Below are 23,533 nucleotides of genomic sequence, written 5' to 3'. Positions count from 1 at the left end.
TTTTCAAGAGGGTGGTCTGCACTACATTCGTTTCTTTGTAATTCGCCTTCGCCGTATTAAGCTTTTCTTGAGCAACTTACCTAAAAAAATCTTCTTTCTCCTTTCAAACTGCGGAACTTGGGCTAGGTATAATTCTATCCCCCGATTTTTTACCTGTCAAGAGAAATATTGAACAACGAATTTAAATGGAATACAACGATTGATATTTATGTTTGAGTTTTTTGAAGGATTTTTAAGATATGGTCGGGGTGTCCAGATTTGAACTGGAGACCCCTTGGTCCCGAACCAAGTGCGCTACCAACTGCGCTACACCCCGACAAATTATTCATTTATTAAATATAAAAGGGAATATTGACATTAATTTTACAGATACTTCCCGGACAACAGCCGCGCCTGTTATTATTAAAACCATAAAATAAATTATGGTAATTATATTTGTTATATAACCCAGCATAATATAAATTCCGTCTTTTTGCAAAATTCCTATCGAAAGAAACATCACCGCCAGTCCCGGAAGCGTATTGCTTAAAGGGACCAGCCCAAAAGGAAACATGAGCAAAACCGCGCCAAGGACTATCATAAGTCCATTGAAGTGGACCATCCCGGTTCCCGTTGTCAAATAAGATAAACGGGGATGGCTTATTTTTTCCAGACGCTCAACCCAGACGGCGCCTTTATGAAGCGCCGCACGGAGCTTATCGGCAGGAAATTTCTTTTCCATGAACCGTTTCGGCAACAAAGGCGGGCAGTTAAGCATAATACTTAACCCGATTAAAAAAATGACCGCGCCGAAAACCGTGCTGACGCCCGGTATGGAAACAGGGACCATAAACGGGATTGTTAAGAAAATGCAAAACACAAGCAGCGCTTCCTGTTCGATTAATTCCATGATTAACGATAACGTGACACTTTCACCGCTAAGTTTACCGGTGACTTCATTAAGTTTGTCTTTTAGATCTAATTGCTTATTTCCCATATTTAAAGTTCTCCCTGTTGTCTTTTAAACATTATTTTGGATATTAAAAAACAAGCTGCTCCGGTTAAAATCAAGGCCGCGGCTATCGCGTTCAGCCAGCCCGCTTTAATTAATATCAAAGCTATTGAGCCTGATATAAAAACACCCAAACTGATTGAAATAAACGCGTGCCAAAATTTTACGCCTAATAAAAACGCTAAAATACCGGCACTCCAAATTCCCAAAATGGGAAAAGGTATCGATACCAAAACCATAAGGCCCAATGTTTCATATTTTTCGATTATTTCGTTTTTCCCCTGTTTATATTCAGCAAGACCGGTGGAAATTTTGTTATAAAACGCGGTCCGCGTTAAAAATTTTAAAAAATAACCCAGTATTAAAAGTATTGGCGCAACAGGAATTACATTTCCCGCGACTGACAATATAAACGCTTTAAACCAGTGCATCCCGTAAATTTGGATGGCTACAGGTATCGCCCCGCGCGCTTCAATTACCGGGACCATTGACATTAAAAAAATTTTTATTTCCGGCGAAATTCCTTCAATCATCAAAATTGCCTTTCCAGCCGCAAATCCCGACTAACGGGACAAAAACACAGCCGCATATTTCTTCTTTAACCATATTCCCGTTTTTGTCCTTTATTACCAGGGTAAGAACCTGGGAAAATCTGGGCCCGACAGGAACAACCATCTGCCCGTTGTCTTTTAATTGCTCAAAAAGTGCCGCGGGTATTTCCGGCGCCGCGGCAGTCACAAGAATCCTGTCAAAAGGCGAAAATTCTTTCCATCCTAAACTGCCGTCGCCCGTTTTAAAAACGATATTATTAAAACCTAAACCAGCAAGGACATTCCGGGCATTAAAAGATAAACTGCTGAACCTTTCAATAGTGTAAATCTCCCTTGACAATTTCGCGAGCACTGCTGTCTGGTAACCGGACCCCGTTCCGATTTCCAAAACTTTTTCATTTCCTGAAAGGTTTAATTTTTCAGTCATCAAAGCCACAATATACGGCTGTGAAATTGTCTGGCCGTCCCCTATAGGCAGGGGATGATCGGCATAAGCCGAGTCATGATACCTTTCCTCAACAAATAAATGCCGCGGTAATTCCCTCATTACTGTTAAAACCCGCTCATTTTTTATCCCGCGCCTCTCTATCTGCGCTTCAACCATAAGCTTCCGATTTTCCGAATAATCCATATTTTATCCGTAAACCATAAATCGTGGGTGGTAACGGTCCATCCGTTACAATTTACACAAATTTATTTTTTCCAGCCACGAAGAAACCTGCCTTATCCCGTGATAATTAGTCATATCAAGCTGCAGCGGGGTTATTGATATAAACCCGTCTTTTACGGCCTGCAAATCGCTCCCATTGTCATATTCGCCGTATGGTTCATTACTTTCAATCCAGTAATAATTTTTCCCGTTTTTCCCTGTCTCATTCCTGACATAATCCTGGTAAATACGGTCCCCCTGATGGGTTATTTTTATTCCCCTTATACGTCCCAAACTTACACCCGGTATATTAACATTAAGAAACGTGTTTAAAGGAAATTTTTTGTTAATAACGCTTTTCGCGATAGACGCTGAAATTTCAGACGCGGCTGAAAAATCATTATCTTTGTATGATGCGAGTGAAAATGCTATCGAATTTATGCCGAATAATGTGCCTTCCATCGCGGCGGAAACCGTGCCGGAATAAGTGACATCGTCTCCAAGGTTAGGGCCTTTGTTAATCCCCGAAACCACGAGGGACGGCAAAGACGGCAGTATTTTTTTTATCGCGATTAAAACACAATCAGTAGGCGTCCCGGCAACCTGGTAACTCCTTATGCCTGTTTTTTCGATTTTTATGGGTTTTCTTAAACTAAGTGAATGAGATACACCGCTCTGTTCGCTGTCCGGCGCGACAATATAAACTACGCCTATATTCCTCATGGCTTGTGCCAGGGATTTAATCCCATCCGAATTTATGCCGTCGTCATTAGTAACTAAAATAATTTTCTTTTTCACTATACACCTAATAAATCATTCAATTCTTCCAGTTCCTTTTTTAATTTCAGCAAAAATTTCTTATATTCAATATCTGAAACAGAAAAAAGCTCTTTCTGGCTCTCGATATTCTTTTTATTCTCTTTGAATTTCTTTTTTGCCCCGCTGATTGTGTATCCCTGGTCGTAAAGCAGCTCCTTTATCTCCAGGATGGCCTCTAAATCTTTTTCTTTAAAAATTCTCTGCCCGTTTTTCCCTTTTGCGGGATGAAGAAGCTCAAATTCCGATTCCCAATACCGCAAAATATAAGGTTCCACCTGGGTCAGTTTGCTTATTTCTCCAATGGAATAAAAAAGTTTTTTGCCATTAACTTCTGACATGTTACCCTCCTATTTCACTTTTTTGTTTTCTCCTTAAAAGGTTATTTACGGCTTCACGCGGAGATTGATTTTCATAAAGAACCTTGTAAACCTCACACGTAATGGGCATGTCAATTTTATTTTTTTTCGATAAATCAAACGCGGATTTCGTGGTTTTAACTCCTTCCGCGACCATAATCATTTTTCCAAGGGCCTCCTGTAAATTATTTCCCTGTCCGATTAATTCCCCCAGCCTCCTGTTTCTGCTGTGTCTGCTTGTGCATGTTACCACAAGGTCTCCAAGCCCGGAAAGTCCCATAAATGTAACAGGGTTCGCACCATGAGCAATCACAAAACGCGAGATTTCAGCAAGCCCGCGTGTTATAAGCCCTGCCTTTGTATTATCACCATAACCGAGACCGTCGCTTATACCGCAGGCAATCGCTATAATATTTTTTAAAGATCCTCCAAGTTCAACACCAACCTGGTCAGGATTTGTGTATATACGGAAATATTCGTTTCCAAAAACCTGCTGGATATTTTCAAGGAGATCCTGGTCCCGGCCGGCAACAACCACGGCAGTCGGGAATTTACGGCTTACCTCCTCCGCATGGCTCGGACCTGAAAGAGTGACAATTTTTTCCCTGTATCCCCCGCCCAGGCAGTCTTCAATTACTTCCGACATCCTGAAAAAAGTGCCATTCTCCAGCCCCTTGCTTAAAATAACAATCGCACATGGATTTGTTTTTAAATGAGATACCTTTTCCATATGCTGGCGCACAGTGTGAGAAGGCAAAGCCACTACCAAAACCTCAGAATCATTCACCGCTTCTTCAATATTATCAGTTATTTGCACGCTTTGAGGGATCTTTATCCCGGGCAGAAGCCTTTTGTTCTCTCTTTCCCTTTCCATTAAGGCCGCGTTTTCCTTAAAATATTCCCATATAATTACAGGCAGGCCTTTCTCCGCGAGCAAAATCGCCATTGTTGTTCCCCAGCTGCCGCCGCCAAGTATTGAAATTTTGGAAATTTTTCCCGGGAATTTCATATTTTTATTTTTTCTCCAATTTTATTTTCTGTCCCCGCCAGAAGCCTTTTTATATTTTCCCTGTGTTTATAAATCACAATTACCGACATAAGCAGCGTAAAAATAAAAACTGCGGCCTTTTCTTTCTCGACAAAAAACACAACCAGCGGCAAAGATAAAGACGCCGCGATTGACCCTAATGAAATATAACGAAATAAAAACACAATAATGGCCCATATCAAAAACACAATCAAGGTACTTTTGGGTGTTATGCCAGCCATTACGCCAAAACTCGAAGCAACACCCTTTCCCCCCTTGAAATTTAAAAACACCGTCCAGATATGACCGCAAACAGAAAAAAGTCCGCTTAAAATTTTAATTATTACAAGGTTTTCCTGATATTTAAAAAAATGTCCCGCTAATAAAACAGGGGCCAGCCCCTTCGCAAAATCCAAAACAAAAACTATAATCCCGGGTATTTTGCCTAATACCCGCGATACATTTGTCGCCCCGGTATTTTTACTTCCGTATTCCCTGATATCAATCCCCTTTAGGACCATGCCTGCGATATAAGCGAATGGAATTGAACCAATAAAATAACAAAACAATAAAAATAAAACAATCTTTATGTTCATTCCCCTATTTCCCGAATTTTACAACCAAAGGAGTGCCTGAAAAATCAAATTCATTATAAAGGCTTTTCTTAAGAAATCTCATATAATTAGGCATCAATATTCCCTTTACAGACAAGGAAAAAACAGGGGGCATAATTCCCACCTGTGACATATATTTAATTTTAACGGGGTTTCCTTTTGCCGCGGGAGGACTTTTTTTCATTTTTAAATTCCATATAAATTTATTTAAAAGGTTAGTTGATATTTTTCTTGAATAATTCGCGTAAACGAGAGGAATTGTTTCTAAAATCCTCCTGACGTTTTCACCTGTTTTTGCGGAAATAAAAAACACGGGGGCAAACGACAAAACAGGAAACCTTTCATTAATAAATTTTATATAGGATTTAAAATCTCTTGAATTCCTGTCAATCAGGTCCCACTTATTGACCACAAACATACATGATTTATTGGCCTGGATTACAAGGTCGGCGATCTTCATCTCCTGCACGCCGACGCCCTCAGCCGCGTCGATGAGCAAAAGCACTATATCACAGCGGCTTATGCTTTTAATGGTCTGCCAGACAATCATTTTTTCAAGGTCGTCTTTTACTTTTGTCCTTTTCCTCAAGCCTGCGGTATCAATCAAAACAAATTCTTTATTTTTATAATTAAAACTTGTATCTATGGAATCCCTCGTTGTCCCGGGGACAGAATCAACTATTACCCTGTTTTCTCCCAGAATATTATTCACCAGAGAAGACTTGCCGACATTAGGCTTGCCTACAATCGCTATTTTTATCGGGGTTTCTCTTTGCCCGGGCAATCCAGCCGTTATTTCAGTAAAAGGCAGTAAACACACGGCGTCATCTAATAAATCCGATATATTTTTCCCATGCGCGCAGGATATGCTATAAATTTTTTCCCAGCCAAATCCGTAAAATACATAAGCTAAATGCTCCTGTTCGTTATTATCAATTTTGTTTACCACTATCAGTACCGGCTTGTTTTTTTTTCTTAAATAGGCGGCAAGCAATTTATCAACCGGTGTAACCCCCTCTCTTCCATCAACAATAAAAAACACCAAATCTGACTCTTCCACCGCAATCTTTGCCTGGCCGACTATTTCACTCTTTGTGTCCTTTTCAGATTCCCCCCCCGCCACGGCTGACAGGTCCATCCCTCCCGTATCAATTATAATAAACCTTTTTCCGTTCCACTCGGATTCGGCATATTTGCGGTCCCTCGTAACACCCGGTTCGGGGAAAGCCAAAGCTTCCTGCCGTCCAAGAATTTTATTGAAAAGGCTCGATTTACCAACATTCGGCCTTCCGATTATCGCAATTACAGGTATATTCATAAATCAGCCTTTTCTCCTATTTTCATTGTCGCATACTTAATATAATCAAGGCCTGAAATAGTAGTTATTAACGCGGTAACAAACCAAAAATATCTCGCGTAAGGATTTTTGATGAGAACAAAAAAGATAGTAATCATCTGGAGACATGTGGTTATCTTGCTTAATATCCTTGGCCTGATTTCTATATCATCCAGGATAAGATAGATAATTACACAACCAAACAGGATTATTACATCGCGGGTAATGACTACAATAACCACCCATACCGGTATCAAATTAACAATTACAAGCATCACAAAGGCAGAAACTAAAAGCAGCTTATCGGCAATCGGGTCCAAAAAACGGCCCAGTTCTGTCTCCTGGTTAAAAATTTTTGCGATAAATCCATCAGCAAAATCAGATATACTGGCAATACTGAAAAGAATTATGGCAAAAATCCTGTACTTATCATCACCGCCGATATAATTTACCAGGCTAATGATAAAAACCGGTATTAAAAGGATTCTCGAAATTGTTACTGCAATAGCCCAATTCATAAAATCTCCAAAATAAATCTAATATTTAAAATAAGTTAACCCGTCTAACTTAAAACGGATTCTAATTATAATCCATTAGTTCTATTTTGTCAATATATGATGGCTTATCACTTAATTTGCCTGACAATATCCCCTGTTTTAATATCTGTTCCGGAACTGATGCTGGCCTCTGAAAGGGCCTGATTCTGATGGCTTGTAAGGGTAATTTCCCCGACCTTTGTTTCCCGGTAACCAATCACTTTTCCCGTATCAACGTCTTTTATTTCCGCGCCTTTTCTAAACACGGCCAATTTCGCCCCTACCGGAAGATTTGATTTTGTTCCCGCCCTGAATAAAACCACATTATTGTCCACTAAGGAAATCTTGCTCTGGAATGGTTCACTGGCAAGTTTTTTCATCATTTTTTCCAATGCCTTGCCAAGCGCATCGCGCAAAGCGCCGTCGCGCAAATTTGTATCATAGCTTGCCTTTGACCCAAGCCCCAGGACTTTCCCTGTCGATTTTTTATATTCACCCATCCCTGATTCAGCCACCAGGCTCCTGCCGCTTGAAACATCAACAAGCGCGTAATCCACTGTTACCCTCGCAATCTGGGTTTTGCTTGAAGTAAGCAAAAGATCTGACCCTTCTTCTGCTTCCGAATACGCGGTTATCGCGCCGGAAACACGGAAATCTATGCTTTCAAGCCCTTCACTGGTATCTTTAGTTCCCGTCTTTAAAACACCTGTCCTTTCCAATTCTATGACTTTCCCATGGCTCTTTAATTCATCTTCACTTAAAAGAATGGCCTTTAATCCCGCGCTTTCTATCTGGGTCCTTAAAATAGTAGTGGCCGCATCCCCTATACCCAAAACCTTTGACGGGGTTTTATTTTCAAATGTGATAATACCAATTGTATATTGGGGTCCTGTATATTTCTGCCCCGCTTCTTCTATTTTTTTGGTCTGGCCCGTAACTGAAACATCATCTCTTACCTTACCGCTTGTTGACGCGCACCCGTTCAGCACAAGTATCAACTGCCCTGTTAAAAATACACCGGCCAACAACTTTATTCCGTTTTTCATTTTGTTTACCTCCAATCTTTTTTTAAATAAAAATTAAAATGTTTTCATTTCGCATTTTGCATTTGCATTATTTTATCTCCACAGGCCCCGGCGGAAATGTCGCATAAAATTTATATATTAATTCATTAGTTTCATCCTGTAAAGGAGAAACCCTGACTACTTTTGAAATCATTTTTGAACTTAAATTTTCTTTAAAGGCTTCTAAAGCGCTTTTAGTGCTGAAAGATATTTCAGATTTCTGGACCTTTTCTTCTCTTTCCCAAACTGTGTTACCGGTTTTCGTCGAAACCAGCTTAAACTTCGCCCTGACAACTTTGGAATTGTAAAACCCGGTTATCGTATAATTAAAATCTATCAGTTCTCCGTAAACAACACCATCCACACCCAGTTCCTCCCCTAATTTTTGGGCGTTCGTAAGGCTGAGCTGCCCCCCCAATGTTATCCCCATCCTGTCGCGCAGGACTTCATCAATCTGCGGGATACCCATAACTTCATAATATTTATTTCTGACAAGTTTATTAAACCCTTTTCGCACAAGTTCCGGGCCGTCCATATCAGATGTATTATTCAACATGGGAAGGACAGCCACTTTTCTTATCGGATTTGCGGGGTCGTTTCTCTGCATACGGGCACAGCCGAACAGCAATAAAATTATTATTAATAAATATTTAAAATAACTTTTCACCGAGACTCCTTATTTTGAAACCTTCGAAGTCCACTTTTCAAGGACCTGATTTACAAACTCTCCCGCAAATTCTGAAGACACCTTTTCCAGCGCATCTGAACTGCCTGCTCCAGCATCTTCATTATAGACTGTGGCCTGGTTTTTAAACGAACCTAAAATTTCCGCATTATCCGTCTTAAAGGCAGTCACACTTATATTTGCCAAATAAGACTTAAGGCCATAACTTTCAGATTCTTCTTCTGTAACAGACACCTTCCCGATAACCACGATTTCCGCGCTAAGGTTTTTCACCAGTGATTTAACTTTTTCCTCATCATCAAGTAAATCCTCATCAGGCAGAATTTCTTTAAAAACTGATTCAACTATATTGAACCCTTTACTATTAAACAAACTTTTTAATTTTGTTTCTGTAATAGTTGTCGGCTCTTCATTTATGTCTTCTTCCAAAATTATAAATGCCACCCTCGGTTTTTCTTCCGCAAAAATTTTAAGATTTATACAAAACAAAAGAAGCATTAAAAATAAAATATTTTTTTTCATATGGTTCTCCTAATAATTTTCACAAAAAACTTCATAATAGGCCTGTGGATGCGAACAAGCCGGGCATTCAGCAGGCGCTTCCCTTCCTTCATGGATGTAACCGCAATTGCGGCATTTCCATTTAACTGCTATATCCTTTCTGAAAACCTTGCCGGTTTTTATATTTTCAAATAATTTTCTATAACGGATTTCATGATGATTTTCAACTTCGCCTATTTCCTTAAACAGTTTTGCCGCTTCTTCAAAACCCTCTCTTTTTGCTGTCTCTTCCGCTTCTTTGTAAAGCTTTGTCCATTCAAGATGTTCTCCATCCGCGGCAGCCTTAAGATTTTCCAATGTATTTCCTATAACACCCGCCGGATACGAAGCTGTGATTTCCAGGTCCCCGCCTTCCATGAATTTAAAAAATTTTTTCGCGTGCTCTTTTTCGTTATCGGCGGTCTCCAAAAATATTGCGGAAATTTGTTCATAACCTTCTTTTTTAGCCGCACTCGCAAAATATGTATATCTATTCCTTGCCTGAGATTCTCCCGCAAAAGACGCCAGGAGATTTTTTTCTGTCCTGCTTCCTTTTAATTTCATTCCTTTCCCCCCTGTTCTATAAATCTATTTTTTCACTTAATGAGACCATATCCACAACCGGTATTTCAGGCGCTTTTTCTCCAAGAAACAATTTCGCAATACCCGGCGACACACTGCGATATTTAAGGACTACATCGACCTTTAAAGGTGAAACCGCGTTTTCAGGAACAATAAAACTATAATTCTCGACTACATATCCCTTGGGCGGTATTCTTCTATGGTCATAAAGTATTTTCTCCGCAAGGGCGGCATTTTTAACCGGTTCCCCTTTTTCATTTCCGAGTATAGTATGATAAATAACAGCACCCTCATCTATTTCACCATTTGGGTCAAGAGCGCCGGACTTAAAAATTATATTTTCACCTTTATCTGTAATTTTAATATCCAGCCATACCTGTCTTAATTCAGTAAGCCCTGTCGGGATATAATGCCCCGCGCCTGAATTAATCACTTTGACCATTATTTTGGCTAATCCTCCTTTTTTATAATTCACGTCTTTTATAATTTCAAGGTCAGCCGCGTTCGTCAGCCTTTCAATGGCCATTGTCGAATGGATGTCACTTCCTAATATTTTCGGGATTATCGAATTCCCGCCGACAAAATAATGTGTCCAGATATGGTCCCTGGATAGCCCATCGTCTGCTGACTTCCCGGGATTATCAGGCCTTGCGGTTTTCCCGGTTGATGGAAAACCGGGTTTCTGCCGCATATGGCAATCCTGGCATACCACTGTTGTTTTAGGGTCACCCGTGTTATATTGGCTCCTTTCCCATTCAGTATATGTCTGTTCAAGAAATAATTTATTGCCAGCGTGAGATACATTATGGCATAAACCGCAAAATTCAGCTTTTGTGAATAATTCAGAATATTTTGTCGGGTGATAATCCGATTTGGCATCACTGCGCGGGCCAAGCATTGTGGGCGGGTCTTCTTCTCCGCCGCCGGTTGCAACTTCATAACCCGCGTCACCTATGTGTTTGGCTTCATTTATATTATGGCACCAGTTGCAAAAAATTCCCTGGGCCGGAAGATCCTCCAATTTATTATAATCCTCTTTGGGAGACTGTATTAAATAAGAACGAAACCCAAGCGGGGTATGGCATTTTATACATGTCTTCATTTCGAGTATCTGTCCCTTTGTTGTAACCTCATTCATAAACAATTTGGTAGATGCACGCCAAACAGGGTCAATAAAAGCCTTGCTGTGCATTGAACCATTCCATTGTTTATATATTTCTTCATGGCAGTTACCGCAAATATCGGATTTTATAAACTGCTCAACTTTGACTTTTTTAAATTCCAAAATTTCCTCCTCATATTCTTCCGCTTTTCCTGGTTCATCTCTTTTTTCCCCGTTATTGTCCTTCTCCCCGTTTTGCCTTGTGACAAGGTATCTCGCAATTTTATAAACATCCTGTTCTAAAATAATTCCTTTTGACTTTTCTGCCATTCTTTCCACTGTTTTTTTCCACGCCTCCTCGTCTTTTTTAACGTTTAACGCGCGGTCGAGGCCATGGCACTTGCCGCATTTTTGTTCAAAAATTTTCTTCCCCTCCCCTTCTCCAAAAATAAAAGCTGTGTTGCAAACTGCCATAAACAATAAAATTAAACAGTGTTTTTTCATATTTTTGCCCCATCCGGTTTCTTTTCTTTTATGTATGTGGGAGCGGATTCCGGGGTTTTGCCCCGCTTTACTTCATGGTAATATGCGTATGTCATGACATTCCCCTGCTTTAATATGACCGCGTCAGTTACTTTTCCCAGAAATACCGTGTGGGTACCGCAGTTAAAACTGTCTGAAACCTTTGCCTCAAAATAAGAAACCGTGTTATCCAGAACAACAGGACACCCTGAATCAAGGATTTTATAATTAATATTTGCAAACTTATTCGTGACTTTACCCGATCTGAAACCGAATTTTCCGATAAATTCAAGCGGTGTTTCATCGGATAAAACCGACACGCCAAACTGGGCGCTTGTCATAATAAATTCATGCATAAGGTTTTGTTTATTTATGCTTACCGCGATTGTCACAGGTTCATTTGTTATCTGAAACACAGTGTTCGCTACCTGAGCGTTTAAAGCAGTCCCTTTATTGGAGCTTACAATATACATTCCATATGTTATGTTAAACAGCGCCTTAACGTCCATAAATTTATCCTTATAATAATCATATCACAAATATTACCTTGCACTGTCTCAGAAAAGTCTGGGTTTCATTTATTTTTTCCAATTTTTCTCTATAAGAAGAATTTATAACAACATTGACCTGCATGCTTCCTTCACTTGCCAATCCTTTTATGACTATTGGATTTTTCCCTGCCCTGTCATTTTTTACGGCGTCAGCAAGGCTTTTCACATAACCCGCTATTCCCTGGCGGACTGCGAATTCCCAGGCAACATGGGACAAGCCGTATAACTCTTTCCCACCTTCATCAAAAATTTTCGGCGCTATCGCGGGTTTAATCCCAAGACCGATACAATCAACTATCAAACCCGTATAGTTTTGTGTTTCGTCCGGCTTAAAAGCCGGTATGCCGGAACCTGTATTTGTTAATATTGACTCTAATAATTGCCCCTGCAGCGGTATCTCGACAGTTACTTCAAAAGACCCATCAGGGTGTTCCTTGAGAGTGACTTCCTGCGAATTTTCAACTATACTGCTGATTTGCGCATTAATTACGCCGTTTTGCGTAATAAATTTTTCTAAAATAGTTTCAGAATCGAACCTGACGCCTTTCAATACCTCCAAAAGGTTCCTTCTTGCAGTTATGTCAGCCGCCATTCTTGCCGTTTCTTTTTTCTCGGCCGCACTCTGTATATTTCCGGACGGGGTCCCGATACCTGAAGCCCTGACCCTGCCTGTGGAATAATTTATTACTCCTACACCTACCGATTCAGTTATATCTCCGGTATAAACCTCGGAAAAAAACACCCCTGAAAACAAAACCAGAAAAATAAAAAAGTATATCAGTTCTTTAAATAATTTTGACATACTTCCTCCTTTTCAATATAATTATAAATGTTATATTAGTTTAAATTTTATTTTTTGTCAAGTATAGCAATTCCAACAACCGCATGAAAGGATTTTTAACTAAAATGAAAATATTAATAATCATATTATTTGTTTGTCTTTTGAACCCGCCGTTACATGCGGATTATATAATCTATTTTAAAAACGGCAATGAAGAAAAAGTAAAGGATTACAGGGTCAAAAATGACGAAATTTGTCTTGAAATGTATAACGGTGAAATTTGTTTTCCCAAAACGGATATATTAAAAATAATAAAAGAAGAAAAGGATGAAAAAATTAACCATCTCGAAAACAGCCCGGCCATTGGGAATACTGAAATTAAAAAAATTGAGCCGGGCACTGAAAATATTTCAGCTAATTCTTACGCCGATTCTGCTTTCCAATTTTATAAAAATAACAGATTAGACGACGCGTTAGAAATGCTTTTTAAAGCCATGGAATCCAATCCCTCCGAAAAACAATATCCCAAAAACGCCGGGATTATTTATTATAACAGCGGAAATTTTGAAAAAGCGCGTGAAATGTTTTACAGGGTCATTGATATTGACAACAAGGACAGCTTTGCCCATGAATACGCAGGCCGTTCATTTTATTATAACAACCTGCCGGAAAAAGCCCTGCCTGAACTGAACGCCGCTGTTCATCTGGACCCCTTGAACTCCTCTCTCAAGGAGTTTAAGGAAAAAGTTGAGAAAGAAAGTAAAATAGAAAATTCGTTTCAAAAAACATCACAGGAGATATTTTTAATTCAATATGATTACCAGGCTGAGTTTCGCTTTACATCCGTAATTTTGGAAACCCTGCTGGAAGCTTACTGGGACATAATCCGCGATTTTTCTTATTATTCCAAAAAAGAATTTAAGATTCCTGTGATTATTTATACCCGGGAAGCATTCAAAGACATAAAACACCCTGAATGGGCAAGTGCCGTTTATGACGGAAAAATAAGAATACCCGCCGGCAGTATAAGTGAACAAAAAGACAAAGATTTAGAAAATTTTATTTACCACGAACTTACGCACGCCATACTTTTTTACTATTGCAAAGGCAGGGTAATCCCCGCGTGGCTGAATGAAGGAATAGCACAGTCAGAGGAAAAAAACCAAAAGGACATCAATAGAGTAAAAATACTGTTAAAAGGGAAGCACCTGTTTTCACTTAAGGAATTAGAAAAAAGCTTTTCAAATCTTGTTAATCCCGCCGATGTTCAGGCGGCTTACGCCCAATCATACTTGGCCGTCAATTTTATTTTGGAGAGATATTCCCGGCAGGCCCTGCTGGATATTTTAAATAAATTATCAAAAGACCAATCCATAGAAGAGGCAATTTCAACCACGCTTTTTATTGATTTCAGGCAATTTGAAAAAAATATAGCAGATATGTTCCAGTACTAATGCTTTAAATATTTATTAAGGTTTTGCACGGTCTTTAAAGCCAGCTTCCCGCTGACAGCCCCGTGCGGGAAAAATTCATCGGGGGATATCCCGTGCAAAATCCCGGATGTAACAGATAACATTACGGGGTTGTAATATATGTGTTCTTTCGGAATATCCATAAACGGGGAATTTGTATTTGCAAATTTATCCCGGATCTCAAAATCATTTTTAAAGCGGACAATTATTTCCTGGATATAATACGCGAGCTCCACACGGGTGATTTTTTTCTCAGGGATAAAATTATGATTGGAATAAATTTCCATAATTCCCCTGCCCGCGATTTCTTTAATATAATCTTTTGCCCAGTTATTCCCGATGTCCACAATAATTAAGCTTTTCCCCTGAATAAAAGAAAGGTCTAACTCTATAACAAAAACAGCCGCGAGATCTGCTCTCGTTATTTCATCTTTCAATTCTATATCTTGATATTCTTTGGAAACTTTTCTCTTATTTTCCCCGCCGTTTGGAACACCAGCCTGAAATTGAGCTTTAGCATTTAAATTTAAAGATATTATAAATAAAATTATTAAACATAAAAATGTGTTTTTTATAATTCTCATTATTTTTTCAACAATATTTTTATCAGGCAGGTCAAACCAGTTAATCCGTTTATCCTTTCCAAACCATGTCATTTGCCGTTTAGCAAACCTTCTCGTGTCCCTTTTTAAAAGATAAACCGCCTGATCAAAAGGATATTCTTTCTCCAGAAACCCGGTAATTTCTTTATAGCCAAGCCCCTGCATTGATACTAAATCTTTTTTATAACCTCTGACTAAAAGACTTTCCACTTCTTCTACAAGCCCTGATTTTATCATTTTTTCAACCCGCTTTTCAATAAATCCATAAAGCTCTTTTCTATCCCTGTTCAAACCTATCATTAAAACATTATAATCCATTTTCTCCGTTTTTTCTTTTTGAAGCTTTGAAATAGGCAGTCCTGTCTTTTCAAAAACCTCCAAAGCCCTTATTATTCTGAAAATATCATTAACATGAAGCCTGTTGGCAGTTTCTTTATCAACTGACTTCAATTTTTCATATAAATATAAATTCCCATTCACTTTTGCTTCTTTTTCCATTCTTTTTCTAAAGTCATAATCCGGTCCAGGGCTTTTGAAAAGGCCGTCAACCAGCGCGCGGATATAAAGCCCTGTCCCTCCGGCCAAAAATGGTATTTTGCCCTTTTGGTGTAAATCCAAAATCACCCTTTCAACTTCTCTTTTATAATCAGCAACGCTGAATTTCTCGGAAGGCAGAACAACATCAATTAAATGATGCCGGACTTCTTTTTGCGCTTCCTTTGAAGGCTTCGCTGTTCCGATATCCATATATTTATAGACCTGGCGTGAATCCGCTGAGATAATTTCAGTATCCAGTTCTTTGGCAATTTTAATTGCCAATTCAGTTTTTCCAACAGCAGTCGGGCCCAAAAGTATTAAAAGAGGTATCCTGGAATTCTTTTGATGTAAATTCATTATTAAATACATATTCTACCCCTTTTCATCGCAGGAATCCATTTGTTTTTAAAAGAATTAATGATGATTAAATCCTGTCTGTTTTTTTATCAAATTGTTATGTTATAATTAAAATATATGGAAAATTCCACACCCCCCTTTCATCCAATAATCCGGAAATGGTTCAAAGAAAAAGTCGGCAGGCCGACCGATATACAATCCAGGGCGTGGCCAAAAATCGCGGAAGGCAGCCATGTGCTTATAAGCGCCCCGACCGGAAGCGGGAAAACACTCGCGGCTTTTTTGTGGGCGATTGACCAGTTGGTTTCAAAAAAACGGGAAACAGGTCATCTGAACATATTGTATGTCTCGCCTTTAAAGGCGCTGAATAACGATGTCCGGCGGAACCTTTTGAAACCCCTTTCGGAGATTGAAAAATATTTTAAAAACGAGGGTGTGGATTTCCCTCCTATCCGGGTTTTAACGCGAAGCGGCGACACCCCGTCCGATGAACGATATAAGATGATGCGAATGCCGCCGGAAATCCTGATCACAACACCTGAAAGTTTAAATATCCTTCTAACATCCCGAAACTCCCGCAGGATGCTGGAGAAACTGGACACTGTAATCCTTGATGAGATACACGCCGTCCTTTGCAGTAAACGCGGGACGCATCTAATCACAGCCTGCGACCGTCTGGTCCCGATATGCGGAGAGTTCCAGAGAATAGCCTTGTCAGCCACCATAAAACCGTTAAATAAAGCATGCGAATTTATCGCCGGTTATAAAAAAGAAGGCCTAAGCCCAGATTACCGTTATGAGAGACGTAAAATTTATGTTATTCAGTCACAGGACGAAAAACAATATCAGGTAAAAGTCAGTTTCCTGGAAAAGGCAAAAGAAGAAATTGTCAACGGCTCGTGGTGGCCGTCATTGGTAAAAGAATTCAAAAAGATCATAGCCCTGAAAAAATCAACCCTTTTTTTCGCGAACAGCCGCAGGCTCACGGAAAAAGTCACTCACCTGATAAATGAAAACGAGCCTGAGGAAATAGCGTATTCTCACCACGGCTCATTGTCAAAAGAGTTCAGGCTTGCCGTTGAGCAAAAATTAAAAAACGGGGAATTGAAGGCGATCGTCGCCACTAATTCGCTTGAGCTTGGAATTGACATCGGCGATCTCGATCAAGTTGTCCTCATCCAGTCGCCTTTTTCCATTTCTTCGGGGATCCAGCGTATCGGCCGCGCGGGCCATTCCGTCGGTGAAACAAGCCGCGGCATCATATTCCCCACACACGGCATGGATTTTATAAACGCCGCCGTGATGGCAAAATCCGTCATGGAAAAGGACATTGAAGAAATTGAGCCCGTGGAACTTCCACTGGATGTCCTCAGCCAGATTATTCTCTCCGAGACATCCTCAGGGACATGGGACATCGATGAACTTTTTTATTTTTTAAAAACAAGTTATCCTTACAGAAATTTATCCAGAAACCAGTATATGCTGGTTCTCGAGATGATGGCCGGCAGGTACAGCGACAGCAGGATAAGAGAACTCAGGCCCCTTTTATCAATCGATAAACTTGACAATACCGTCAAGGCAAAAGAGCACAGCTCTCTATTAGTCTACATGTCAGGCGGGACAATCCCGGACCGCGGGTATTTTGATCTAAGAATAATGGATTCGCGGTTGAAAATCGGCGAACTCGATGAGGAATTTGTATGGGAGAGAAAGCTGGGGGAAACATTCAGCCTCGGGACCCAATTGTGGCGTATTGAACAAATCACGCACAACGATGTTTATGTCGTCCCCGCGAAAAATACGCTTAACATAATTCCGTTCTGGAAGGCGGACGAGCAGAACCGCGACTTTCATTTTTCCGCGAGGATTTCATCATTCCTTGAAATGATTAACGCAAAATTATATGATGAAAATCTTGCCGCTGAACTTGAACATAATTATTTCATGGAAGAAAGCCCTGCTAAAGAATTAACCGGCTTCCTGAAATTCCAAAAAGAAGTTACTAAAGCTGAACTTCCTCACCGTCATCATGTTTTAATTGAACATTTCGACGACCCGTTCAATAAGACTGATAAAAAACAGGTAATCATTCATACCCTGTGGGGCGGCAGGATAAACCAGCCGTTCGCGTTCGCGCTCTCCGCCGCCTGGGAGACAAAATACAAATATCCTCTTGAAATATTTTCCGGCAACGACGCGATTATGCTTATGCTCCCTCATGAATTTTCAGCCGTGGACATTTTTAAGCTCGTAACACCCGAAAACCTTGAAATTCTCCTTCGCAAAAAGCTGGAACAGACAGGTTTCTTCGGAGCGAGGTTCAGGGAAAACGCCGGGCGGGCGCTTCTCCTGCCTAAACCTTTCAAGAAAAGAATGCCTTTATGGCTCAACCGGCTAAGGGCTAAGAAACTTTTTGACGCTGTTTTGTCTTATGAGGACTTTCCCATCCTTCTTGAAACATGGCGCGGCTGTTTACAGGATGAATTTGACCTTAAAGACCTCGTTATGCTTCTTGACGAAATCCATGACGGAAAAACCAGGTTAAGCGAAATAATCACAAACTCACCCTCTCCCTTCGCGGACGGGTTAATCTGGAAACAGACAAATAAGTATATGTACGCGGACGACACGCCGGAAAGCATGAAGCGGTCAGGATTAAAACAGGACTTGATAAAGGAGATTGTGTTTTCCACGCACCTTCGCCCGAAGATACCAAAAGAGTTAATCGATGTTCTTGATAAAAAATTAAAACGCACAGCCGAAGGTTACGCTCCATCTTCGATCCAGGACATCCTCGACTGGGTCAAGGAAAGACTCCTCATCCCCGAAAATGAATGGAAGGATTTATTATCGGCATGCGAAAGAGACAACGACCTTGCCGGAAAAGAAGTTATGGACGGGCTTTCAAAGAAAATAACATGGGTGACACTGCCGGGCAGTAAAACAAATTTTATCCATGCACTGGAACTTAAAGACAGAATAACCGCGTGTTTTGAAGCCAAAAAAGATGATACGTCTCTTTTTGATTTTTTAAATCAATGGCTTATGTATTACGGCCCCATAAAAAAATCCGAAATAACGGATATCTTAGGTATAGCGGATGAAGTCCTTTTGGAACAACTCGAGGAAGAAAATCTGGTTGTCATGGACACAATCAGCGAAAATGCCCCCGGCATTGAAATATGCAACAGCGAAAACCTTGAAATCCTTCTCCGGATGGCCCGTAAGCAAAGACAACCCCAATTTAACGCCATGCCGCTTGAAAAACTGCCGCTGTTTCTCGCGGCATTCCAGAATATCGCGGTGCATGGAAAATCAATGGAAAACCTGAAAGAATGCCTTGACCAGTTGTTTGGTTATCCAGCTCCCGCGGCAGGGTGGGAGGAATTCATCTTTCCCTGCCGGGTGAAACCATACTATTCTTCATGGCTTGACACATTGATACAGTCAAGCGGGCTTATATGGTTTGGCTGCGGGAAAAAGAAAACATCGTTTTGTTTTACTGAGGACACGGAGCTTTTTTCGCGCGGCAACAAAGACACTAACTCTGAAATTCTGCCGTCCAAAAACGGAAAATACAACTTTTACGATATTTCCAAATCGTCAAAAATGGGTTCGAAGGCATTGACGGAAAAATTATGGGAACTGGCATGGCGCGGGAAGATCACAAACGATTCATACCAAACCCTGAGGAAAGGTATCCTGAACAACTTTACGCCTGTTGAACCTGACAAAAGCACGTCGATCCATCGGCGGTCCGGGTTAAAACGATGGGAGGCGACAAGACCCATCATGGGAAACTGGTATTATATTTACCCGGGGACGGATGAAAAAGATATTATTGAACAAACAGAATTAACAAAAGACCGTATCCGCCAGCTTTTTAAACGTTACGGGATCCTTTTCCGGGAACTTGTTGAAAATGAAGTTACACTCCTCCAGTGGAGAAATATTTTCAGGACGCTTCGACTTATGGAACTTTCGGGTGAGATTTTATCGGGCTATTTTTTCGAGGGCATTTCAGGGTTGCAGTTTATTTCCTATGAGGCATTTCGATTGATAAATGCAGGGGCGAATAATCATTCGCCCCTACCCGAAGATTATATCTACTGGATTAACGCCTGCGACCCGGCGTCATTATGCGGAATAAAATTCGCAGGGGCGAACCTGCCCCTGCAAAAATTGCCATCACGTATCTCTTCCAATTATCTTGTATACCACGGTCCAAAACCGGTTTTAATTGTAAAACGAAACGGCAGGGAATTAATATTTTACACCGGGTCGGACAACCCGCGCGTCCGTGAATATTTTTCAATTTTCAAGGTACTTCTTACCCGCGATTTTAATCCTTTAAAAAGAATTATCATAGAAAAAATCAATGAGGGGCCCGCCGAAAAATCGGAATATGTCGGAGTGTTAAAAGAATCCGGGTTTAAGGCAACGCACAAGGGGCTTGAGATATGGAGAAGCGAGGCCATATGAAAATTACTTTTGTTATTTATTTTCTCTTGAATTTTTTTCCCAATTCCGAAGCTGTGATTTTTATGAATATAGGCCTTCCATGCGGACAGGTGATAAAATCATTTTTGGCAAGTTCATAAACCAGTTTTTTCATTTCTTCCATTTCCAGGAAATCCCCCGCCTTTATCGCCGAGCGGCAGGCAAGCATTTTAATCAAAGCGTCAAACAATTCTTCTTTTTTTTCTTTTGATTTTTCATCAAACGGCAATTCAGTCAGGACATCATGGACAAAAGAATCAATATTAAGCCTTTTCGCGAGAGCCGGAACTTCACGGACAACCAGGCTCGTTTTACCGATAAATCCGATGTCAAATCCCGTTTTTGAAAATTCCGGAATAATATTTTCGAGGCGGGAAACTTCCTGCGGCGAAATCTCCAGTGCTATCGGGAAAAGCAGGCTCTGCTTTTCAAGGGATTTTTTCAATAAATCTTCTTTTATCTTCTCGTAGAGTATTCTCTCTTCGAGCGCGTGCTGGTCAACGATCAAAAGGCCCTCATTATTCTCAAGCAGAATATAGGTGTTTTTTATCTGTCCTTTTATTTTTAACGAAATTTGCTTTTCTTCTTCAAAATGTAACAAGACATCTTTAGTTCCATATTGCGGGGCATTTAAAGACTCGGAAATTTTATTGCCGTTTTTGTCTGCGCTTTGCTGGTAATACGCGGGTCCGGGATATTTTTTAACATCCGCCGCAGCAACACCCAGCGTTTTGTCTTTACCAGAAAACAATGCCTCCTTTATAATATTTTCCAGTATTTCATGTATCCTATTTTCCTCCAAAAACCTGACTTCCTTTTTTGTGGGATGCACGTTCACGTCTACCAGTTCTCCGTTAATCTGTATAGAAATAACTAAAAACGGGTACCTGGTTTCGGGTACCAGTGTTTTGCAGGCGCTCTGTACGGCATGGTCAAGCACGCGGTTTTTTATAATTCTTCCGTTTACCAGAAAATACTGCTGGTTCCTGTTCGAATAATTAACCGGGGGATTTGAAATAAAACCTGAAATTTTTACCGTTTCATCTGAAAATTTTACCGGCAAAATTTTATCAAATATTTCCTTGCCAAATACCTGGTATATCCTGTTTTCAAGTGTCCCCTGTCCCGGCCACACATAAGTTTCCTTGTTTTGATTATTTAATGAAAAATGTATGCCGGGATAAGCAAGTGCAAAACCAGTCATTAACTGGTTTATGTGATACATTTCAGTGCTCTGCGATTTCAAAAATTTCCTTCTTGCCGGCAATTCCCAGAAAAGTTTTGAGACTTCTATTCTTGTTCCCTCGCTCGTCCCTGCAGTTTTTTTCTCAATAATTTTCCCGTTGTCCATTAAAATATAAATCCCGGACAACGCCCCTCTTTCCTTCGAAAAAAGCTTTACCTCTGAAACCGCCGCTATGCTCGCCAGCGCCTCCCCGCGAAAACCGAGCGTCTTCAGACGGGATACATCATCAAATGAACTTATTTTGCTTGTCGCGTGCCGCTCAAACGCAAGCACGGCGTCGTCATACGACATCCCGCGGCCGTCATCCGCCACCTGGATCAGGTTATGGCCGCCGCCTGATATTTCAACCGAAATATTTTTCGCGCCCGCATCAATGGAATTTTCCACAAGCTCTTTTACTATCGACGCCGGCCGTTCCACAACCTCCCCCGCGGCAATTTTATTTATTGTTTCTTCAGTCAGAATTTTAACCATTGTTATTTGCAAGTATAAATCATTACACAATAAATTTCAAATTTTACTTTTGTTTTCTTTTTGTTCTGGAAGCACTGATAGTTGTAAAAAGTCTTCTTCCTGAAACATTATAAGTCCTATAGGTCTTATAAGACCTATTTTTTTTAGTCCTATTTCCTTTTCCCGCGGCAGTCTGTCCGCACTCGATAAAGCCTTTCCGTGAATCCGCCCTCTTCCAGAAACCCTTTTTCTAAAGCCCTCAACTGCTGGTCAAGCAGAAAATTCGTCTGGTGAATAAGGCAGATAATAGTGTTTGCAGCAACTTCCGACGAGCTTTGCTCGATATAGGGCTTATAAGTCATATAAGACCTATTCTTCGCCCAAGCCATTTTTCTAACGGCTTGGGCACCAGAATGCTCTTTCCCCCAGAGCGGCAATCCTTTCTGCCGCAAAAAATCCTGAAAATCAACCAGCAGTTCTTCCTGGCTTGCCCGCGCCACGCCAATAAGTTTCAACTCAGTCTTTTTGGAAGTACCTGACGCCATGCTTCCCTCTGCAATATTCTGCTTGCCGCTCCGTGCCGCCTGCACCATCTGATCATGTGTGCGGGAACGCTTGTCGATAAAACGATCGCAGAATTTTACCGTAGAGTCAAAAACAATCTCAGCCATCTGGTAAGACTTGAGATCGCGGTAACCGCCGTGAGGCGGGATGAGTTGGGGTGATTGTTTTGGGTTAATCATATTTTCACCTCAATGTGCTGATAAATTTTAAATTAGTTTATATTCCCTTTAATTAGAAAAGAAATTTTGAACTCTTTTTTAGTACCGATCCACAACACTTCTTATATTTTAATCCGCTTCCACAAAAGCATTTTTCATTCCTACCAATTTTATCGGTTATAACAATCTGACCTTTTCCCAATAATATTTTAGATGCCTCGTCTAATTTCTTATTATATTTCCATGGCTGTTCATTAAAAACAACAACATCTATCATATTATTGCTATCTTCTAAACTCCCGAATCCAATCCAGACACTGCCTTTGCTTTTATATTTTCTAAGTTTACAAAAAGCTAACAATTTGTTTCTTAATCCGTAAATATCATTGGAATTTGAGGAAATATATGAAATACCAACACGCTCTGAATAACTATCATCCGGCGGCACAGTAAAATCATGATCTTTCCCATCATATAAAGTTTTTCGTTTTGTTTCGGCAATCGAGTTTACAATACTTTCCCTCGCCTTACTTGACTCATCAAAAAGATAAAATAAAATATCTGTGATTTTTGCTTCATTTATATTTTTAAGTTCATTACAAAGCTGATCAAATTTTTCATTCCTCCATCTTTTTTTAATAGCGTCACCCTTATCTGAAATCTTCAATCCTAGTTTAAAAGGAAAATAATTTCTTTCAATCAACTGGCCAAAACTATTATCCATCACATTAAGGCTTGTATTTGGTGCCTTCCATAATTTGCGATCCAAATGATATCCAAGGAAGGTTGCTTCCTCATCGCCTACAAAATAATTGGAGTGAACCCCTATGTCTGTAATCTTAGCTTAGACTAAATTGACAGGGACCAAATTTATGTTCTTTTTCAAATAGCTCAGCTTCAAATTCATCCGGAGGCAAATAACCAAGCGCAGAATGAAG

The 23,533-nt window shown here is 40.2% G+C and carries 22 protein-coding genes and 1 tRNA gene; 2 read left to right on the top strand and 21 right to left on the bottom strand.

What is annotated here, in order from left to right:
* Positions 1–240 precede the first annotated feature (240 nt).
* The 17 genes from AB1498_03150 to AB1498_03070 all read right to left on the bottom strand — a co-directional run bounded on the left by AB1498_03150 (position 241) and on the right by AB1498_03070 (position 12,727).
* Positions 241–316, bottom strand: a tRNA-Pro gene (locus AB1498_03150).
* 9 nt (positions 317–325) lie between these two features.
* A complete protein-coding gene (locus tag AB1498_03145; GenBank protein ID MEW6087277.1) occupies positions 326–976 on the bottom strand; it encodes an exopolysaccharide biosynthesis protein in 651 nt (216 codons plus the stop codon).
* A gap of 2 nt (positions 977–978) precedes the next feature.
* Positions 979–1,524: a small multi-drug export protein gene (locus tag AB1498_03140; GenBank protein ID MEW6087276.1), complete on the bottom strand. Its 546-nt coding sequence runs from the start codon at positions 1,522–1,524 to the stop codon at positions 979–981.
* Positions 1,517–2,173 (bottom strand): protein-L-isoaspartate(D-aspartate) O-methyltransferase, encoded by a 657-nt coding sequence (locus tag AB1498_03135; protein ID MEW6087275.1) that lies wholly within the window; start codon positions 2,171–2,173, stop codon positions 1,517–1,519. Before AB1498_03135 ends, AB1498_03140 begins: the two co-directional genes overlap by 8 nt.
* A gap of 45 nt (positions 2,174–2,218) precedes the next feature.
* Positions 2,219–2,989, bottom strand: coding sequence for a 5'/3'-nucleotidase SurE (gene surE / locus AB1498_03130; GenBank protein MEW6087274.1), 771 nt, complete (start codon positions 2,987–2,989; stop codon positions 2,219–2,221).
* Positions 2,989–3,348, bottom strand: coding sequence for a MerR family transcriptional regulator (locus AB1498_03125; GenBank protein MEW6087273.1), 360 nt, complete (start codon positions 3,346–3,348; stop codon positions 2,989–2,991). Before AB1498_03125 ends, surE begins: the two co-directional genes overlap by 1 nt.
* Before the next feature lies 1 nt (position 3,349).
* Positions 3,350–4,375: an NAD(P)H-dependent glycerol-3-phosphate dehydrogenase gene (locus tag AB1498_03120; GenBank protein MEW6087272.1), complete on the bottom strand. Its 1,026-nt coding sequence runs from the start codon at positions 4,373–4,375 to the stop codon at positions 3,350–3,352.
* Complete coding sequence (gene plsY, locus AB1498_03115) at positions 4,372–4,989, bottom strand: glycerol-3-phosphate 1-O-acyltransferase PlsY (protein MEW6087271.1); 618 nt, start codon at positions 4,987–4,989, stop codon at positions 4,372–4,374. Before plsY ends, AB1498_03120 begins: the two co-directional genes overlap by 4 nt.
* A 4-nt stretch (positions 4,990–4,993) precedes the next feature.
* Positions 4,994–6,325: a ribosome biogenesis GTPase Der gene (der, locus tag AB1498_03110; GenBank protein ID MEW6087270.1), complete on the bottom strand. Its 1,332-nt coding sequence runs from the start codon at positions 6,323–6,325 to the stop codon at positions 4,994–4,996.
* Entirely contained in the window at positions 6,322–6,861 is a 540-nt protein-coding gene (locus AB1498_03105; protein ID MEW6087269.1) for a CDP-alcohol phosphatidyltransferase family protein, read from the bottom strand. The genes der and AB1498_03105 overlap by 4 nt, the downstream gene beginning before the upstream one ends.
* A gap of 107 nt (positions 6,862–6,968) precedes the next feature.
* Complete coding sequence (locus tag AB1498_03100; GenBank protein MEW6087268.1) at positions 6,969–7,925, bottom strand: CsgG/HfaB family protein; 957 nt, start codon at positions 7,923–7,925, stop codon at positions 6,969–6,971.
* Between the two features lie 67 nt (positions 7,926–7,992).
* Complete coding sequence (locus tag AB1498_03095; protein ID MEW6087267.1) at positions 7,993–8,610, bottom strand: GNA1162 family protein; 618 nt, start codon at positions 8,608–8,610, stop codon at positions 7,993–7,995.
* A gap of 9 nt (positions 8,611–8,619) precedes the next feature.
* Entirely contained in the window at positions 8,620–9,150 is a 531-nt protein-coding gene (locus AB1498_03090) for a hypothetical protein (GenBank protein ID MEW6087266.1), read from the bottom strand.
* A gap of 9 nt (positions 9,151–9,159) precedes the next feature.
* Positions 9,160–9,732: a rubrerythrin gene (rbr, locus tag AB1498_03085; protein ID MEW6087265.1), complete on the bottom strand. Its 573-nt coding sequence runs from the start codon at positions 9,730–9,732 to the stop codon at positions 9,160–9,162.
* A gap of 16 nt (positions 9,733–9,748) precedes the next feature.
* Positions 9,749–11,356: a multiheme c-type cytochrome gene (locus AB1498_03080; GenBank protein ID MEW6087264.1), complete on the bottom strand. Its 1,608-nt coding sequence runs from the start codon at positions 11,354–11,356 to the stop codon at positions 9,749–9,751.
* Complete coding sequence (locus AB1498_03075; GenBank protein ID MEW6087263.1) at positions 11,353–11,883, bottom strand: flavin reductase family protein; 531 nt, start codon at positions 11,881–11,883, stop codon at positions 11,353–11,355. The genes AB1498_03080 and AB1498_03075 overlap by 4 nt, the downstream gene beginning before the upstream one ends.
* Positions 11,884–11,902: 19 nt before the next feature.
* Entirely contained in the window at positions 11,903–12,727 is an 825-nt protein-coding gene (locus AB1498_03070; protein MEW6087262.1) for a hypothetical protein, read from the bottom strand.
* Positions 12,728–12,831: 104 nt separating this feature from the next.
* On the opposite strand from AB1498_03070, the gene AB1498_03065 reads away from it, so the two are divergent.
* Positions 12,832–14,160 carry a peptidase MA family metallohydrolase gene (locus AB1498_03065; protein MEW6087261.1) on the top strand — a complete coding sequence of 443 codons (1,329 nt, stop codon included), beginning with the start codon at positions 12,832–12,834 and terminating at the stop codon, positions 14,158–14,160.
* Here AB1498_03065 and miaA read toward each other — a convergent pair.
* Entirely contained in the window at positions 14,157–15,686 is a 1,530-nt protein-coding gene (gene miaA, locus AB1498_03060; protein MEW6087260.1) for a tRNA (adenosine(37)-N6)-dimethylallyltransferase MiaA, read from the bottom strand. The genes AB1498_03065 and miaA overlap by 4 nt on opposite strands.
* A gap of 105 nt (positions 15,687–15,791) precedes the next feature.
* On the opposite strand from miaA, the gene AB1498_03055 reads away from it, so the two are divergent.
* The gene (locus AB1498_03055) at positions 15,792–20,156 is read left to right on the top strand and encodes a DEAD/DEAH box helicase (protein ID MEW6087259.1); all 4,365 of its coding nucleotides are present in this window, start codon (positions 15,792–15,794) and stop codon (positions 20,154–20,156) included.
* A gap of 16 nt (positions 20,157–20,172) precedes the next feature.
* On the opposite strand, the gene mutL is transcribed toward AB1498_03055, so the two are convergent.
* From mutL to AB1498_03040, 3 genes are all read right to left on the bottom strand, one after another.
* On the bottom strand, positions 20,173–21,894 hold the full coding sequence (gene mutL / locus AB1498_03050) for a DNA mismatch repair endonuclease MutL (GenBank protein ID MEW6087258.1): 1,722 nt from the start codon (positions 21,892–21,894) through the stop codon (positions 20,173–20,175).
* 149 nt (positions 21,895–22,043) lie between these two features.
* Positions 22,044–22,616, bottom strand: a complete 573-nt coding sequence (locus AB1498_03045) for a four helix bundle suffix domain-containing protein (protein ID MEW6087257.1) — start codon at positions 22,614–22,616, stop codon at positions 22,044–22,046.
* Positions 22,617–22,668: 52 nt separating this feature from the next.
* Positions 22,669–23,364, bottom strand: coding sequence for an SEC-C metal-binding domain-containing protein (locus AB1498_03040; GenBank protein MEW6087256.1), 696 nt, complete (start codon positions 23,362–23,364; stop codon positions 22,669–22,671).
* Positions 23,365–23,533 lie beyond the last annotated feature (169 nt).

This window comes from bacterium (genome assembly GCA_040754625.1).
GTDB lineage: Bacteria > JACRDZ01 > JAQUKH01 > JAQUKH01 > JAQUKH01 > JAQUKH01.
This window is presented reverse-complemented; position numbering and strand designations above follow the sequence as displayed.

Excerpts from the sequence above, each read along its gene's own strand:
- AB1498_03135 (MEW6087275.1), bottom strand. The coding sequence starts at position 2,173 with ATGGATTATTCGGAAAATCGGAAGCTTATGGTTGAAGCGCAGATAGAG.
- AB1498_03075 (MEW6087263.1), bottom strand. The coding sequence starts at position 11,883 with ATGGACGTTAAGGCGCTGTTTAACATAACATATGGAATGTATATTGTA.
- mutL (MEW6087258.1), bottom strand. The coding sequence starts at position 21,894 with ATGGTTAAAATTCTGACTGAAGAAACAATAAATAAAATTGCCGCGGGG.
- AB1498_03145 (MEW6087277.1), bottom strand. The coding sequence starts at position 976 with ATGGGAAATAAGCAATTAGATCTAAAAGACAAACTTAATGAAGTCACC.
- AB1498_03080 (MEW6087264.1), bottom strand. The coding sequence starts at position 11,356 with ATGAAAAAACACTGTTTAATTTTATTGTTTATGGCAGTTTGCAACACA.
- AB1498_03090 (MEW6087266.1), bottom strand. The coding sequence starts at position 9,150 with ATGAAAAAAAATATTTTATTTTTAATGCTTCTTTTGTTTTGTATAAAT.
- AB1498_03125 (MEW6087273.1), bottom strand. The coding sequence starts at position 3,348 with ATGTCAGAAGTTAATGGCAAAAAACTTTTTTATTCCATTGGAGAAATA.
- AB1498_03055 (MEW6087259.1), top strand. The coding sequence starts at position 15,792 with ATGGAAAATTCCACACCCCCCTTTCATCCAATAATCCGGAAATGGTTC.
- der (MEW6087270.1), bottom strand. The coding sequence starts at position 6,325 with ATGAATATACCTGTAATTGCGATAATCGGAAGGCCGAATGTTGGTAAA.
- AB1498_03120 (MEW6087272.1), bottom strand. The coding sequence starts at position 4,375 with ATGAAATTCCCGGGAAAAATTTCCAAAATTTCAATACTTGGCGGCGGC.
- AB1498_03140 (MEW6087276.1), bottom strand. The coding sequence starts at position 1,524 with ATGATTGAAGGAATTTCGCCGGAAATAAAAATTTTTTTAATGTCAATG.
- AB1498_03105 (MEW6087269.1), bottom strand. The coding sequence starts at position 6,861 with ATGAATTGGGCTATTGCAGTAACAATTTCGAGAATCCTTTTAATACCG.
- AB1498_03100 (MEW6087268.1), bottom strand. The coding sequence starts at position 7,925 with ATGAAAAACGGAATAAAGTTGTTGGCCGGTGTATTTTTAACAGGGCAG.
- AB1498_03065 (MEW6087261.1), top strand. The coding sequence starts at position 12,832 with ATGAAAATATTAATAATCATATTATTTGTTTGTCTTTTGAACCCGCCG.
- rbr (MEW6087265.1), bottom strand. The coding sequence starts at position 9,732 with ATGAAATTAAAAGGAAGCAGGACAGAAAAAAATCTCCTGGCGTCTTTT.
- AB1498_03045 (MEW6087257.1), bottom strand. The coding sequence starts at position 22,616 with ATGATTAACCCAAAACAATCACCCCAACTCATCCCGCCTCACGGCGGT.
- miaA (MEW6087260.1), bottom strand. The coding sequence starts at position 15,686 with ATGTATTTAATAATGAATTTACATCAAAAGAATTCCAGGATACCTCTT.
- plsY (MEW6087271.1), bottom strand. The coding sequence starts at position 4,989 with ATGAACATAAAGATTGTTTTATTTTTATTGTTTTGTTATTTTATTGGT.
- AB1498_03070 (MEW6087262.1), bottom strand. The coding sequence starts at position 12,727 with ATGTCAAAATTATTTAAAGAACTGATATACTTTTTTATTTTTCTGGTT.